Genomic DNA, 14,558 nt, shown 5'->3' on the forward strand with positions numbered 1-14,558 from the left:
AACAGCGTCACACAGCCTGTCACGGGCGGCCTTGCGCCGTCCTGTCGCAACAGGACAGAGAAAGGAGCATCCCATGCTGAAAGACCCGAAAGTCGTCGAGCATCTGAACATTCAGCTGACGAACGAACTGACTGCCATCAACCAGTATTTCCTCCATGCCCGTACCCTGAACCACTGGGGCGTGACCAAGCTGGGCAAGAAGGAATATGACGAGTCCATCGAAGAGATGCGTCATGCCGACTGGCTGATCGAGCGCATCCTGTATCTCGGCGGCCTGCCGAACGTGCAGCGCCTGAACCAGATCCTGATTGGCGAAAGCGTCGAGGAAATTCTGGCCTGCGATCTGAAGCTCGAAGAGAAGGCTCTGGCCGATCTGCGCGAAGGCATCGCCTATTGCGAAAGCGTGCGTGACTATGTGTCGCGTGACCTGCTGATCCGCATCCTCGCCAACGAGGAAGAGCATGAAGACTTCATCGATCGTCAGTTCGATCTGATCAAGCAGGTTGGCATCCAGCGCTACATCACGCTGAACTCCTCGCCTGCTCCCGAGCAGACGGCAGAATAAGACCCTTCTATCGACACCATCCCGGCCCGTGGCTTGGGGGGCGATAAAAGAGTGACGAAAAAACCCGGCAGCCTTGCGGCTCGCCGGGTTTTTTCATGTCTTTTTTCAGAGCGATGCGCTCATGCAAAGGCGGCGGAAGCGCCCCCCTGTTCGACCTGCTGGAACAGATGCGCGTTTTCCTTGCGCTCGCGCATGAGACTGCGCAGCGCACACACCACACCGGGCACGCAATTGCCACACTGGGCCTTGCAGCCCTTGGATGCATAGACCTCGTTTGGCCGTGAGGCGCCCCGACGAACGGCGTCGGCGATATCATGATTGGTCAGGGCGTTACACGAACAGACGATCATCAGCCATTCCACTTCAGAACGGGCCGACCCTAACAGCGTTTGAGAACCAGTCGCAACTGAAAACTGCGAGTAATTCTTAAAAATAATATCAGCTCAGCAAGCGACCGATGACACGCGCCGTGTAATCCACAACCGGCACGATGCGCCCATAATTGAGCCGTGTCGGGCCTATCACCCCGATTGCACCGACAATCCGGTTGTTCTCATTGCGGGCTGGCGCCACCACCATCGAGACACCGGACATGCCGAAAAACCCGCTCTCGGCGCCGATATAGATGCGCACCCCGTCAGAATCCTGCGCCAGTTGCAAAAGCCGCAGCATGGTCTCCTGCGCTTCAAGCCGCTCGAACAGCATCTGGATGGTCGTGAGTTTCTCGATTTCGGTAATGTCTGTCAGGAGATTTCCCTGACCGCGCAGATAGAGCGTACCGTGCTGCTCGTCCCACATGGCCAGACCACTTTCGATCACGCTTGCAGCCAGAGAATCGAGATCGGAGCGATTCTGCTGAAGATTGGCCGCTACACGCTGACGCAACGCAGCCAGCGTCACATCGCCCAGCAGGGAGTTGAGATAATTACCGGCCTCGACCAGTGCCGAGGGCGGCAGACCGGGTGGCGTCTCGATAACACGGTTTTCGACCTGCCCGTCTGCAGCAACGAGAATGACGAGCGCCTTGCCTGGGCCAAGCGCCACGAATTCGATGTGCTTGAGCGCGCCATCGCCTTTCGGCGCCAGAACGAGCCCCGCCGCAGCCGAGAGGCCGGAAAGCATCGATGATGCCTCGGCCAGCGTCTCCTGCATCGAACGCCCCTTCAGCGCGAGTCTGCCGGCAATCTGCGCGCGCTCCGTGTCATCCAGCGCACCGAACTGGAGCAGGCCATCAACAAATAGACGCACACCCTTTTCTGTCGGCAGACGCCCTGCCGACACATGGGGGCTGAACAGGAGACCGGCCTGGGTCAGTTCGGCCATGACATTGCGTATCGTGGCGGAAGAAAGAGAAGGCGTCAGTCTCTGGGCCAGAGTCTTGCTCGCCACCGGGTCACCCGTCTCCATGTAATGCTCGACGATTTCGCGCAGCACCTTGGCCGAACGGGCATCCATACCACCCGGCAGGCTTGAGAGATCGATCATGCCCAGCCCTTTCGCGTGACCTGCCCGGCTGAAAGGGCCATGGTCCTGTTACCGTTCCACCCGGATCTGGAGTCGTATTCGTGACCCGTATTGCCGCCTTATACATCCATCCAGTCAAAAGCCTGCATCGCATCGATGTTGCGGCGCTTAATCTGGAACCATGGGGACCAAGGGGTGACCGACGCTGGCTGGTGGTCTCGCCGGAAGGCAAATTCATGACGCAGCGCCAATATCCCGCGATGGCGCGCATCATCACGGCCCTTGAGGGCGAAAATCTTTATCTGTCAGGCGGTACGGCAACGCCTCTCATGCTCGTGCCACCGGGGCCAGACGCGCCCCTTGCGCTTGTGAGCGTGTGGAAAGACCGTGACATCGAGGCACGTGATGCAGGCGATGCGGCAGCGGAATGGGTCAGCACCTTTCTCGAAACACCCTGTCGCCTCGTCTACATGGCCGCACCAGAGCGGGCGCGACCTGCCGCATTCGGGAGTGTCAGCTTTGCCGACGGCTTTCCGCTACTCGTGACCAATACGGCTTCTCTGACCGATCTCAATGAACGCCTTGACCAGCCCGTACCCATGGAGCGGTTCAGACCCAATATCGTGGTCGAGTCAGAGACGCCCTGGGCCGAAGACACATGGCGTATCCTGAAGATCGGCAGCGTTGAGCTCGAACTGGTCAAGCCCTGCAGTCGCTGCATCGTCACGACCATCGATCAGGAAACGGGCACCATCCCCGTCGCACGTGAGCCGCTCAGGACAATGACCGGGTTCCGTCACCAGCCGGGCGGGGTCATGTTCGGACAGAACGCCATCATCCGGCGGGGCGGCGCCATCAGGCTGGGCGATCAGATCAACTGCCTCGCCTGAGGCCGCAAGGGCATTTTTCGCCTTCAGCGCTTTTGTCAATCGAGGCATGACGCGCTAAGGCTGCTCTCCGATAGCGTCAATACGACCGAAAACAGAGAGAACATCATGTCCAGCACCCGTCCTTCCGGCCGCAAGGCCGACGAAAACCGTGTCGTCTCCATCGAGCCGGGCTTTGCCCGCCATGCCGAAGGTTCGGTGCTGATCCGCGTCGGCGGTACCGAGGTTCTCTGCGCCGCCTCGATCGAAAACCGCGTGCCGCCCTTCCTGCGTGGCCAGGGTCAGGGCTGGATCACCGCTGAATACGGCATGCTGCCCCGCGCCACCCACACGCGCGGCAACCGCGAGGCTGCCAAGGGCAAGCAGTCCGGCCGCACCCAGGAAATCCAGCGTCTGATCGGTCGCGCCCTGCGCGCCTGCGTCGATCTGCGCGCCCTTGGTGAAATGACCATCACGCTCGATTGCGACGTGCTCAATGCCGATGGCGGCACGCGCTGCGCTGCCATTACCGGCGCCTGGGTTGCACTCGCCATCGCGCTCGACAAGCAGATCAAGGCTGGCACGCTCAAGCGCTCGCCGCTGCGCGCGCAGGTCGCTGCCGTTTCCTGCGGCCTAACCGAGGCTGGCCCGGTGCTCGATCTCGATTATGTCGAAGACAGCTCGGCTCAGGCAGACACGAACTTCGTGCTGACCAGCGAAGGCGGCATTGTCGAGATTCAGGGTACGGCTGAAGACGCCCCCTTCAGCGAGGCCGAATTCAACGCTCTCATGGCGCTGGCCAAGACCGGCACGGCACGGCTGTTCGAAATCCAGCGTGCTGCGCTCGAGAGCGTCAAATGAGCAGCGAACGGCGCCTGAGCCGTGGCGAGCGCATCGTGCTCGCCAGCCATAACAAGGGCAAGCTGGTCGAATTTCGTGCGCTTCTGGCCGAGACCGGAATCGAGATTGTCTCGGCGGCCGAACTCGATCTGGCCGAGCCGGAAGAAACAGCAGATAGCTTTGAGGGCAATGCCGCCATCAAGGCTCTGGCAGCAGCCAGAGCCACCGGCCTGCCCGCGCTTTCCGATGATTCCGGCTTTTGTGTCTCGGCGCTGGATGGACGCCCTGGCATCTATTCAGCCCGCTGGGCCGGACCGGGTGGCGATATGATGGTCGCCATGCAGCGTGTGCATGACGAGATGGGCGATTCAGCAGACAAGAAGGCTGCTTTTGTCGCCGTTCTCTGCCTTGCCTGGCCGGATGGCACAACACGCTTCGCCGAAGGGCGCTGCGAAGGAACGATCTGCTGGCCACCGAGAGGCGATCACGGTCATGGCTATGACCCGATGTTCGTGCCCGAAGGCGATTGCCGCAGTTTTGCCGAACTCTCATCCGATGAGAAGAATGCGACCAGTCATCGCGGTCGCGCGTTGACCCGGTTCCTGAAAACCTGCGTCAGCACTGACCCTGTTTGATACGCCTGGAGTTGCCGTCATGAAGACAAGCCCGTTTCTTTTCGCTGCCTGTGCGCTTGCTCCCTTCATGGCGAGCGCTCTCGCTGCACCGCTTTTCGACCCAACCGGTTTCGAACTGCGTGAAACACAGCCTTTCAGCATCTCGGTGCAACCGACCGCCACGCTCGCTTCGGCCCGGAATCCGGCCTATCATCTGGTTCCGGGTGGCATCACGCTCAGCAGCGCGGCCCGCAAGCCGACGGCTTATCACGCCCGTCAGCCGCGAACGGAGCTTTCGGAAAGCCACATCTGGCGTGTGCAGGATACACCGGCCGCCTTCAGCACAGCGCTCCATATCGACCAGTTCCCGAAATCAGGTCAGATCGTTCTGGCCGAACTTGGCCCCGATAATGACAATGCCCCCCTGCTGAGGCTGATGATCGACGGAGATCGCGTGGTACTGCGTGGCATGATCGACAACGCCCCTGCAAATGGTGTGGCAGTCGGCACGATTGACGCCACGCATCAGGCGCATATTGCCCTCCAGACACGTGCTGATGGACAGGTGACGACCCTCGTCAACGGAACGCAGAGCCAGTTGCATCTGACCCGTCAGGCGCTTTCCATCCCTGTCGTGTTCCGCACGGGCGCCCATGTCGTTGAGGATATCGGCACCACGCCGGACACCGTAACCGTTACCCTGACAGGGCTGAGCGCCAGTCATGGCACAGTCGGATCAAGCCTTCGCACGTAAGATCACGACACCGAACGCCACGAACACGATGGCCGTCAGGCGGTTGAAAGCCCGCCTGACCGGACGGCGGCTCAGAAACCGCGAAAGCGAGTGGCCGCCGATACCGTAAACGGACAGCCAGAGCGTGTCCGAAAACAGATAGGTCACAAGCAGGATGCCGAATTGCGGCAGGACCGGCTTGTGATGATCGACGAATTGCGGAAAGAACGCTGCCGCGAACAGCAGCAGTTTTGGATTGCTGATGCCCACCAGAAAGCCGTTGCGATACAGGCTCCAGGCACTTGCCCGGCTCTCGCTGCCACCGCCGCTGGTTGTATCAGTTGCATCGTCGCCTGAACGCCAGGCCTTGATCCCGAGATAGACGAGATAGGCTGCGCCCGCATAACGAATGACATCGAACAGACGCGGCATGGCGGCCAGCACTGCCCCGATACCGACCATCGACAGCACAAGAGCAAGAAACAGCGCCGAGATGCATCCGGCCATGGCAGCCGTGCTGCGTCTGAACCCGACCTGAACGCTGCGACTCAAGGCATGCATCATGTTCGGACCCGGCGTCGCCGAGATGAAGAAAACAGTGACCACGAAAAGCCACCAGGTCTGCATGGTCATGATGAACAATGTTCCCGAGAGTCGTTACCTTATGCAGATCTAATAAGACGCGCTGCGTCTGTCTCCTTTTTTGGCGTCCGACGCCCGATGCATGCCCACTCAGCCTTCGAGGGATTGCAGCTCGAACAGGCGACGATAGATGCCGCCCTCACGCTGCACCAGCTCGCCATGGGCGCCATCTTCCATCAGCTTACCCTTGCTGAAGACCAGAATACGGTCGAGCTCCATGACCGTGGAAAGACGATGCGCCACGACAATCACCGTGCGACCCGCCATGAGGCGATGCATTGCATCCTGGACCAGCACCTCTGATTCGGAATCGAGGCTTGATGTCGCCTCATCGAAAATCAACAGCGGCGCATCTGCAAGGAAGGCGCGCGCAATGGCCACGCGCTGGCGCTCGCCCCCTGAGAGCTTGACCCCGCGTTCACCCACCAGCGTGGCATAGCCTTCAGGCAGGCGCTCGATGAAGGCACTTGCATTGGCAAGCCGTGCCGCCCGTTCGATTTCGGCCTGGGTAGCGCCCGGGCGGGCATAGGCGATATTCTCGGCCAGCGAGCGATGAAACAGCATCGGCTCCTGCGGGACGATGGCAATGCGCGCGCGCAGCGAGTCCTGCGTGACATCGCGCACATTCACATCATCGATGAGCACCCGCCCCTCACTGGTGTCATAAAGCCGCTGGATGAGCTTAGTGAAGGTGGTCTTGCCCGAGCCGCTTGGCCCTACCAGCGCCACGCGCGAGCCGGGCGAAATGGTTACATCGAGATCCTGATAGAGTGGCGTATCCTGACCGGGGTACTGAAACGTCACTTTTTCAAAGCGCACACGCCCCTGGGTGAAAGCCGCCTTCTTCGCGCCCTTGCGATCCTGAACGCCCGGCGCCTCATCAAAAATCGCGACCAGTTCTTCCATCTCGTTGACCGAACGCTGAACCTGGCTCACCTGCTGCCCCAGATCGCGCAGATAACCCTGCACCAGAAACACCATGGTCAGCACATAGGCCACATCGCCCGGGCCGGCCTTGCCCTGCCACCACTGCCAGACGATCAGCGCAACCAGCAGCATACGCATGACCAGCGAGGCAAAGCCCTGAAGATTGGCGCTGTTGGTCCCTCTGATCCAAGTACGCAAGGTGCGGTTGCTCCAGGCGCGCAGTACCCGGCCCAGACGGCGTTCCTCACGATGCTCGGCGCCAAAAGCCTTGACCACGGCATTGCAGGTCACGGCATCGGCAATGGCTGCGCCAACCTTGGTATCCCAGCGATTGGCGGCACGGGCGGACGGCGCGACGTAACGCAGGGTCAGCACGACCGAAAGCCAGGTAAACAGCACGACAGAAAGCGCCAGAACGGCCCCCATGAACGGCGAATGCCAGGCCAGCACCAGCGTGGTGCCGGTCAGGACCAGCACCTCCGGAGCAATCAGGAGAAGCAGCGTATCGTCGAGTGTGTCGATTGCCCACATGCCGCGCGTCAGCTTGCGCACGGTCGAGCCTGCAAAATTATTGGCATGCCAGTCGGTCGAGAAACGCTGCACGCGGGCAAAGCCCTGGGAAAGCGCGCGCTGCATGATGGCCAGACTCAGATGGGTGATGCCCAGATAGGACGAACGACGACCCAGCAGCCCCACAAGACCCAGGGCAATAAGCCCCCCCACCATCAGCAGTGCATCGTTGCGCAGCGCAAGCTGCGACGCATCATGCGGCGCCCCGCCTGTATGGCTGGAAATATCGGTCACCAGACGCCCGGAAAGGACGGGGGTCGCAACATCCGCAATCGTGGCAAGCGCAATACCCATGAGAGTGCGCGTCAGAAAAGCCGGGTGTTCCAGCCAGCGGCGCATGACGAAGCGCACGATCTCCACGAAGGCAATATCGCGCTTTTTCTCGCCCTTTTTCTGGGCGCTCTGGTCGGAATCGGACACGAAAGGAAGCTCCTCCGCCGGATAACGCGACCGGGCGGGCATACTGGAAGTCTTGATCGGGAAGCGCTTATTGTGGGGGCTCAGACGCTCTTATGCAACATGACGAAATGGTTCTGATGTCTCTTCCCTCGGCCAGACGGGCCATGACACGCGCCCAGGCGCGCGATTTCATCACCTCTCTCGCCGAGGCCAATCCCGATGCCGAGAGCGAACTCGATTACAGCGACGCCTTTTCGCTGCTCGTGGCCGTCGTGCTTTCTGCCCAGGCCACGGATAAATCGGTCAACAAGGTGACGGCTGGTCTGTTTGCCGATGCGCCCGATGCGGCTGCGATGGTGGCCCTGGGTGAGGAAGGCATCGCCGCCCATATCCGCACCATCGGACTCTGGCGCGCCAAGGCGAAGAATGTTCTCAAACTCTCCGAGCAGCTTCTGGCCCTGCATGACGGGATCGTTCCCGCCGACAGGGCTGCGCTAGAGGCGCTGGCCGGGGTAGGACGCAAGACAGCCAGCGTGGTGCTGAACGTGATGTTCGGCGAGAGCGCCATGGCGGTCGATACCCATATCTTCCGGCTTGGCAATCGTACCGGACTGGCACCGGGCAAGACCACGAGGGCTGTGGAAGACGGGCTGATCAAGCGCATCCCGCCCGACATGCTGCGACCTTCGCATCACTGGCTCATCCTGCACGGGCGTTATGTCTGCAAGGCACGCAGCCCCGAATGCTGGCGCTGTGTCGCCTTTACGCCTTGTCTTTTCCCGCTCAAGACCCAGATTCTTGAAAGAAAAGGAGAACCTGCATGAGCACGTATATCGTCTTCACCCGTGAAGAGACCCTCGATCAGAAGGAACTCGACACCTATTTCTCTCTGGTCGCCGAGACTTTCGAAGGTCATCCGATCAAGCCGATCGTCGCTTACGGAGCTCAGAAGGCGCTCGAAGGCAATGAGCCCGAGGGCATCGTGATTGTGGAATTCCCCAGCCGTGAAACAGCCCTCGCCTGGTATGACGGTGACGCTTATCGCAAGGTGCGCGAGCATCGCTTTCTTGGCGCCAAATACCGCGCCACCCTCGTCGAAGGCGTCTGAACGCTTTCGGCACGAAGTCTCTCTGATCGGGCATTCTGCCCCGATCAGAGAGATGATAGACGCAAGGCAAGGAGCCAACCCGATTATGCCTACTCCTCCCTAAGAGCGCGCGGCAAGACAGAAACACAAGAATAGCTCAGGGCGACCGACAGCACGCCATCAGAAAACACCCTTTCACCATCAGTCTTCAAATTGCGTTGCACCAGCCTCGCAATATCCGATCACCGTCACCCTGCGCCAAACTGAATTCCGCACTGCGGGATGGAGGCCCTCATGCCACCTCGGGTCCGACGACTAGCCGATAGATCTCCATGGCCGGGTGATCGCTTAGGTCATCCTCAAGCAGATAGGGCCCACAGGCCACAATCTCGATGCTGAGAATTCCGACGCTGTCGGGATCGCGCTTTCCAAGTACGATATGACCGGCGCCTTTGGTCCAGCGCAGAGCTGGATTTTCATCAGGATGCCAACCGTTCAGTGGGCAGGACTGAAGATGAGATAAGACTTCCCGCTGCGTTGCCGCATCATAGAGAGAGATTTCCCCGACCAAGACGCCCAGCATACGTCGATCATCGCAGAACGGCCCAATCGCGTCGCTCGGCCGCGACGACCGTGAGCAAAGGATAAGGTGCTCGACACCGGCCGGCACTCGGAACACGTAACGCGTTCCGACAACCCGCAGCGCTTCAATCTTTTCGCCCTCAACGGTGAGGAGATGAAGTGCCGGATCACTTGTCACAGCATGCGCAAAGGTGGCTTGCCCATCATCCCGACTCAGTATCTGCCTGTAGAGAGGTTCGACAAAAGCCTGGGTCGTATTCAACGGGGCCGCAGCATCATGTGCCCAGTTCTTCGCCCGAAATACATCGCCAACGCGTATGACATTCTCTTCCCGGCGGAAAGACGCCTGGTGAAAACTCGCACGATTGCCGGTGTCCAGATAGCTTTCGGTCATGACCCCGTTGGCAGAGATTACGGCGTGCTCTTCCGTTTCGATATGAAAGTAATCATACTCCTCGATAGAGGTATCGTAGAAGATTGTTCTGCCGTTTACGAGCATCCGCACGGGGACAAAGCAGCCATTGAGAAAAAGACAGTGTTCAGCCGTGATAAGCAGATCCTGGTTCGGAACGTTTTCCGCAATGGCGTTCCTGCAGATGCGGACCGGATATCCCGCCAGGTCAGGCTTGCACCCCTGTCTGACACGATGATGGCGCGATCCGATCCAGCTGAGCGGTGCCACATCCTGAACTCCGTCACGCCAGACATGCACCATGTCGCCAACCATCAGGGCCTCAACCGCAACCGGACCATTCGGAGTGCTGATGAGCGATCCAGCCAAAAAACAGACGAGAAGCAAGTACCCCGACCCACTCGGCTCCTCAATGAATGCCCCTCCCTGCCCGTTATAATCGCTGTTGGCCAATGTGACGGTAGCCACAGCCTTGCCGGCACTCAAGACGGTCAGCGTGTTGCCCACTACTGTTGTCGCGTAGGCATCATTGCCAGCCATAAGCTCGGGGAAATAGAGATAACTGCCCGATTGAAGAGAGGCATTCATGACGCGCGTCAACGACCCGTCAGAGAGCGAGCCATCGACAACCAGCGTTCCACCAGACTGGATCGTTACCCGACTGAGCGTAGTGCCGCTGGCAACTGCGCTGCCGCCAGCTGACACGATGACATCGCCTAGCAGTTTGCCCGCAGAAGAAGCGATCGTCACATTCGTGGCGATCCCGCCGGAGGAAACATAGACATTGCCACCCGACAAGGTCAGATTCGACAGAACGTTTCCCCCGTGTGGGCCAACCATGGCGATCGCACTACCACCCTGAAGAACGGTAACGACGCCTCCCGGATTGGCGAGGCTGTTGATGATGGTTCCGCCCGCGCTCACATTGACGACGCCCCCGCTATTGATGGCCCAATCGACCGCGACACCGCCATTGATATTGGCACTCCCCCCGGCATCCACGAGCGCACCATAGGCCGTACCTCCATTGACATTGAGCTCGCCCCGAGCACCGACATAGCTGCTTGTCGCTGACCCACCCATGACGACCTGAATGCCGTAACGCCCGATCTGTGTCGCGTTAGCCACACCCCCGGCAAGCACATTCTCGACGCCACATGTATTGCTGTCAGAACCAGTCAAGACCGTACCCGACGTGGTCCCTCCTGCTGCCACATTGAGGATCGCGGCTTTGCCCGAAACCGTGGCATTCTGGATGATACTTCCAGCGCTCGTAAAAACGGTCACACTCGTGGTGATGGCGATATTAGATGTGACGTTGCCGGAGCCTCCCAAGCTGGCGCTCGCCCCCTGAAGGAAGGTAACGTTTGCCAGATCGGTCGAATGGGTAGTTGAGAGCGTTGCACCCGCGCTGAAAGTAGCGCTAGCGCCTGGCGCTACGTTGATATCGGTTACCACTCCGCCTTGTGAAACAAAGAGCGCACCGGCGCTCCCTGCAGCGGTGCCGCTAACCGTCACGTTGGATGCAGCCCCCCCTGTGAGAATGACTGCAGAACCCCCATGATCAAGAATAAGATCAGCGGCGAGGCCGCCGTTGCTCACCGTCTCCACACCGCCATTTCGTACGATCGTGCCGATCGACTTGGCGCCATTAAAGAGCACTTCTTTGCCATAGCGGTCGATAATGCTGCCCTTGGCAACACCGCCATCCATGACATTAATCGTTCCGACACCGTCTGGCTGCAGAATCCCCCCACCAGAGCCACTGGCTGTCACACCTGAGAGAACACCCCCCGATACGGCAATGACTGAGGCGCCTAGTCCGGACACAACGCCGCCCGACATGAAGCCATCCTCGCCAACCATCACATTTGCGCCGTTTGTGACTGTGTTGTTGAGCACGGTGCCACCGGCAGAGACGGTCTGTACGCCCCCCGAAGAGACCACCGTATCGAGCGCGACCCCCATGCTTGTTACATCTTCCTTGCCACCAGCAAGAATGGTCGTCGACTGCGTGGTGCCGTTATTGACGATGATCGTGCCACGGCCACTGACGCTGGCATTGGCGCCGTTATCGATGACAGGATTATAGGCAGTGCCCCCATTGACGCCCAACGTTCCACCCGTGAGAACATGGGCCGTATCGAGCGTCCCTCCCGTCTGTGAAATCGTTCCACCCGACTGGATTGTAGCGGATGTCGTGACACCGCCGGAGAGAGCAAACTTGCCTCCGTTACTAATGACAGGTTGGAAAGCAGAGGCGCCTGCCAGCACGATCGCCGACCCGTTGGCAGCCAAGGTCATAGCCGAAGCGACACCACCCGATGATACCATCATCAGGCCGCCATTCTGCACCCTGTCATCTATCGTCACGCCTCCGGCGCGGACATTGATCTGCCCGTAACCATTGACGAAATTGTCTTGAGCCACGGCGCCATTAGACACATTCAACGTGCCAACCCCGACAGGTGTCAGGCCGAAAGCCGAGGCTCCGCTCAGGGTGAGCCCGACAGCGCTCCCACCCGATTGAAGCGTGACCACGGCGTTCATTCCGGATACGAGGCCACCTGAGACCACCCCACTGAGCCCGACCATGACAGTGGCGCTCGAAGTGACCGTGTTCCCAAGCGCAGTACCGCCAGAGATGACCGTCTGGATTCCCCCGGAAGAAATAACCGTGTTGAGCGCAACCGCTGAGTTAGTAATCACAGTTGAGCCCCCGGCCGACAAGGCCAGACCCTGTATCGAGATCCCATCGGCAATGAGCGTTCCGGCGCCGGTGACGACAGCAGTCGCACCAGTCTCGACGATCGGATTATAGCTCGTGCCGCCGGTCACGTTCAGCGCGCCCTGAGCCTTGATCGTAGCGCCACTCACGAGGCCACCCGACTGGTTGAGCGCACCGCCTGCCTCGACAACATCGTCGAGGCTCGTGCCGCCTGCCTGAACGCTCAACGTTCCGGCAATCTGGTTTTCCTGACTCGCACCGCCCGAATTGATTGTGGTGCCAGCCTTGGCCAGTATCTGCGTCTGCGTCAGCGTACCACCCAAGGCGACCACTGCCGTACCGCCCGACGACACGGTGTTACCGGTGGCAATGCCGGCTTTGCCCACATAAAGCGATCCGCCAGAGCCAATGGTGACATTGAGACTCGATCCAGCGGAAGTAATCTCTGTCGATCCAGAAGCGATAGTCGCTATGCCGCCCGGCGCGACCTGTGTGTTGATGGCGGTGCCGCCTGAATAGACGGGGATGACAAGATTGAGACCCCACGCGCCATCGACGGTCAGGGTCCCTGCACTTGCGATCTGGGTGTTCGACACGGCGCCACCCGACACCCGGATGATGTCACCGGCACCGGCGGAGAGATTGCTGGAGTTCTTGCCGAATCCTACGGTTGTACTGGTCATGCCTACCTCTTTATTTTTGTTTTGTATTTTTGTTTTTCAGGTGAAGGGCGGCGTTCAGAACCTTGATCACATGACCGGGCGTGATGAGCCGCGTACACTCGAATTGTCTCTCGGTATTCTTGTGACGAGGGCACCAGAGAAAATCATGGTGGTCGAATTTCTCGGTGGCGTCGTTCCAGCACGAATTGCACGCGTGCCAGTTGATCACCCTGAATTCGGTCTCGAATTCATTGGTTGGGTGCGTAAAACCGGAAATCATGACCACCGGCGTGCCGCTCGCCCAGGCGAGCCAGGAAAGACCGGAAGAGAGCCCCACGAAGGCGCTGGCATGGCGAAGCCACCGCACGCGCTCGCTCAGAGGCCGGTCGCCTGTCTGGTCCTCCGCACCGTGAGGAATGCGGTTCCACATGATTCCGGCGCCGTAGAAGGGCGATTTGTCGATACAGATTACACGATATCCCTGTGCGAGCGCCCAACTGACAAGAGAGAGCCATCCCTCCGGGTTGTTCCAGTATTTGCACTGGGTGCTCGCCTGGGTAGCGATACAGATATATGGCTCGTCTATCGGTGGCGTATCCATCTCGGCAGCAGAAACGACCGGACGAATTTCTTCAGGCGTGACGCCCAGGATATAAGCGGCCGTCTTGTGCAACCCGACTTGACGAAAATCAGTAGGCTGATTCAGGAATTCCGGATCGTCAAAAAAAAGACCAAGAGAATAGCTCGCATACGCGTCATCCATGATGACGCAGTCGCGTGCCTCTTCAAGCGTGAGAAAACGGATCTCGGGGTAATTATCCGCCAGAAGCGCAATAAGCGAGGCGTCCATGATACAGACGACCGTTGCACCATGTATTTCGCCAAAACGTGCAGCGTAGGGAAACCAGGCCAGAGCGTCGCCCAATGTGCTGACAGGCATCTGAATGACAACGATTTTTCCGGCGCAGTCATAGGCGTGGCTGAGCACTTCCGATCTGGCACCCGTCTCATCAACTTCTTCGACAAGGATATGGAAGCGATTGAAATAACGCTTGGTCGAGGTGATGAAGCTGCCGCTCGAGCAATGGCGGAAAATGATATTACCGCTATCGAGGTCGCTCAGCGTCAGGCACCACTCCCCCATACCGCGCGCAGGCAGACTGACACGAGCACCGGCATTAAAGTCGAAACGTATGCCAGAACTGTGGGCAATGGTCGGTACGGTTGAAGGAGGCAGATAACAGCTGTGCGAAGGCGGCTTAGACTCCACCTCCCTATCAATAATCTGTTCATCTGTGCCCATGACTTCTTTCTCATCCGGATGGTGCTTTTATTGGCCATGCCGTGCCCCGCGTTCTTCGCCATGTGAGAATGACCGCGATGACACGCTTCAGATACGAAGGCGCCAGCGAAGGTGGACGCGGCGAAAGCCGGGCGAGAGATCACGGTTGCGTGTGTCAGAAACCT

The 14,558-nt window shown here is 59.4% G+C and carries 13 protein-coding genes; 7 read left to right on the plus strand and 6 right to left on the minus strand.

Annotated elements, in window-relative coordinates:
• The first annotated feature begins 73 nt into the window (after window positions 1-73).
• Complete coding sequence (gene bfr / locus AA105894_RS02215; RefSeq protein WP_025885276.1) at window positions 74-565, plus strand: bacterioferritin; 492 nt, start codon at window positions 74-76, stop codon at window positions 563-565.
• A 119-nt stretch (window positions 566-684) separates the two neighbouring features.
• On the opposite strand, the gene AA105894_RS02220 is transcribed toward bfr, so the two are convergent.
• Both AA105894_RS02220 and hrcA read right to left on the minus strand, forming a co-directional pair.
• Entirely contained in the window at window positions 685-915 is a 231-nt protein-coding gene (locus AA105894_RS02220; protein WP_188426723.1) for a (2Fe-2S)-binding protein, read from the minus strand.
• Between the two features lie 88 nt (window positions 916-1,003).
• Entirely contained in the window at window positions 1,004-2,050 is a 1,047-nt protein-coding gene (hrcA, locus tag AA105894_RS02225; protein ID WP_229719823.1) for a heat-inducible transcriptional repressor HrcA, read from the minus strand.
• Window positions 2,051-2,130: 80 nt separating this feature from the next.
• Here hrcA and AA105894_RS02230 point away from each other — a divergent pair, with 80 nt between their 5' ends.
• The 4 genes from AA105894_RS02230 (at window position 2,131) to AA105894_RS02245 (ending at window position 5,103) form a co-directional block, all read left to right on the plus strand.
• Window positions 2,131-2,919 carry an MOSC domain-containing protein gene (locus AA105894_RS02230; protein ID WP_267310297.1) on the plus strand — a complete coding sequence of 263 codons (789 nt, stop codon included), beginning with the start codon at window positions 2,131-2,133 and terminating at the stop codon, window positions 2,917-2,919.
• Window positions 2,920-3,024: 105 nt separating this feature from the next.
• Window positions 3,025-3,756 carry a ribonuclease PH gene (gene rph / locus AA105894_RS02235; RefSeq protein WP_188426721.1) on the plus strand — a complete coding sequence of 244 codons (732 nt, stop codon included), beginning with the start codon at window positions 3,025-3,027 and terminating at the stop codon, window positions 3,754-3,756.
• On the plus strand, window positions 3,753-4,370 hold the full coding sequence (gene rdgB / locus AA105894_RS02240) for an RdgB/HAM1 family non-canonical purine NTP pyrophosphatase (RefSeq protein WP_267310298.1): 618 nt from the start codon (window positions 3,753-3,755) through the stop codon (window positions 4,368-4,370). The genes rph and rdgB overlap by 4 nt, the downstream gene beginning before the upstream one ends.
• A 19-nt stretch (window positions 4,371-4,389) precedes the next feature.
• The gene (locus AA105894_RS02245) at window positions 4,390-5,103 is read left to right on the plus strand and encodes a hypothetical protein (protein WP_267310299.1); all 714 of its coding nucleotides are present in this window, start codon (window positions 4,390-4,392) and stop codon (window positions 5,101-5,103) included.
• On the opposite strand, the gene AA105894_RS02250 is transcribed toward AA105894_RS02245, so the two are convergent.
• Entirely contained in the window at window positions 5,086-5,715 is a 630-nt protein-coding gene (locus AA105894_RS02250; protein ID WP_267310300.1) for a LysE family translocator, read from the minus strand. The genes AA105894_RS02245 and AA105894_RS02250 overlap by 18 nt on opposite strands.
• A gap of 99 nt (window positions 5,716-5,814) precedes the next feature.
• Window positions 5,815-7,641: an ABC transporter ATP-binding protein gene (locus AA105894_RS02255; protein WP_267310301.1), complete on the minus strand. Its 1,827-nt coding sequence runs from the start codon at window positions 7,639-7,641 to the stop codon at window positions 5,815-5,817.
• A gap of 116 nt (window positions 7,642-7,757) precedes the next feature.
• Here AA105894_RS02255 and nth point away from each other — a divergent pair, with 116 nt between their 5' ends.
• Window positions 7,758-8,444: an endonuclease III gene (nth, locus tag AA105894_RS02260; RefSeq protein ID WP_267310302.1), complete on the plus strand. Its 687-nt coding sequence runs from the start codon at window positions 7,758-7,760 to the stop codon at window positions 8,442-8,444.
• A complete protein-coding gene (locus tag AA105894_RS02265) occupies window positions 8,441-8,728 on the plus strand; it encodes a DUF1330 domain-containing protein (protein ID WP_188426713.1) in 288 nt (95 codons plus the stop codon). Before nth ends, AA105894_RS02265 begins: the two co-directional genes overlap by 4 nt.
• A 271-nt stretch (window positions 8,729-8,999) precedes the next feature.
• Here the strand turns inward: AA105894_RS02265 and AA105894_RS02270 are convergent, their stop codons facing one another.
• A complete protein-coding gene (locus tag AA105894_RS02270; protein WP_267310303.1) occupies window positions 9,000-13,112 on the minus strand; it encodes a Hint domain-containing protein in 4,113 nt (1,370 codons plus the stop codon).
• A 10-nt stretch (window positions 13,113-13,122) separates the two neighbouring features.
• Complete coding sequence (locus AA105894_RS02275) at window positions 13,123-14,361, minus strand: autotransporter strand-loop-strand O-heptosyltransferase (RefSeq protein WP_267310304.1); 1,239 nt, start codon at window positions 14,359-14,361, stop codon at window positions 13,123-13,125.
• Window positions 14,362-14,558: the final 197 nt, after the last annotated feature.

The sequence above is a fragment of the Asaia spathodeae NBRC 105894 genome (genome assembly GCF_025994195.1).
Taxonomy (GTDB): domain Bacteria; phylum Pseudomonadota; class Alphaproteobacteria; order Acetobacterales; family Acetobacteraceae; genus Asaia; species Asaia siamensis.

Excerpts from the sequence above, each read along its gene's own strand:
- bfr (WP_025885276.1), top strand. The coding sequence starts at position 74 with ATGCTGAAAGACCCGAAAGTCGTCGAGCATCTGAACATTCAGCTGACG.
- AA105894_RS02220 (WP_188426723.1), bottom strand. The coding sequence starts at position 915 with ATGATCGTCTGTTCGTGTAACGCCCTGACCAATCATGATATCGCCGAC.
- hrcA (WP_229719823.1), bottom strand. The coding sequence starts at position 2,050 with ATGATCGATCTCTCAAGCCTGCCGGGTGGTATGGATGCCCGTTCGGCC.
- rph (WP_188426721.1), top strand. The coding sequence starts at position 3,025 with ATGTCCAGCACCCGTCCTTCCGGCCGCAAGGCCGACGAAAACCGTGTC.
- rdgB (WP_267310298.1), top strand. The coding sequence starts at position 3,753 with ATGAGCAGCGAACGGCGCCTGAGCCGTGGCGAGCGCATCGTGCTCGCC.
- AA105894_RS02245 (WP_267310299.1), top strand. The coding sequence starts at position 4,390 with ATGAAGACAAGCCCGTTTCTTTTCGCTGCCTGTGCGCTTGCTCCCTTC.
- AA105894_RS02250 (WP_267310300.1), bottom strand. The coding sequence starts at position 5,715 with ATGACCATGCAGACCTGGTGGCTTTTCGTGGTCACTGTTTTCTTCATC.
- nth (WP_267310302.1), top strand. The coding sequence starts at position 7,758 with ATGTCTCTTCCCTCGGCCAGACGGGCCATGACACGCGCCCAGGCGCGC.
- AA105894_RS02265 (WP_188426713.1), top strand. The coding sequence starts at position 8,441 with ATGAGCACGTATATCGTCTTCACCCGTGAAGAGACCCTCGATCAGAAG.
- AA105894_RS02270 (WP_267310303.1), bottom strand. The coding sequence starts at position 13,112 with ATGACCAGTACAACCGTAGGATTCGGCAAGAACTCCAGCAATCTCTCC.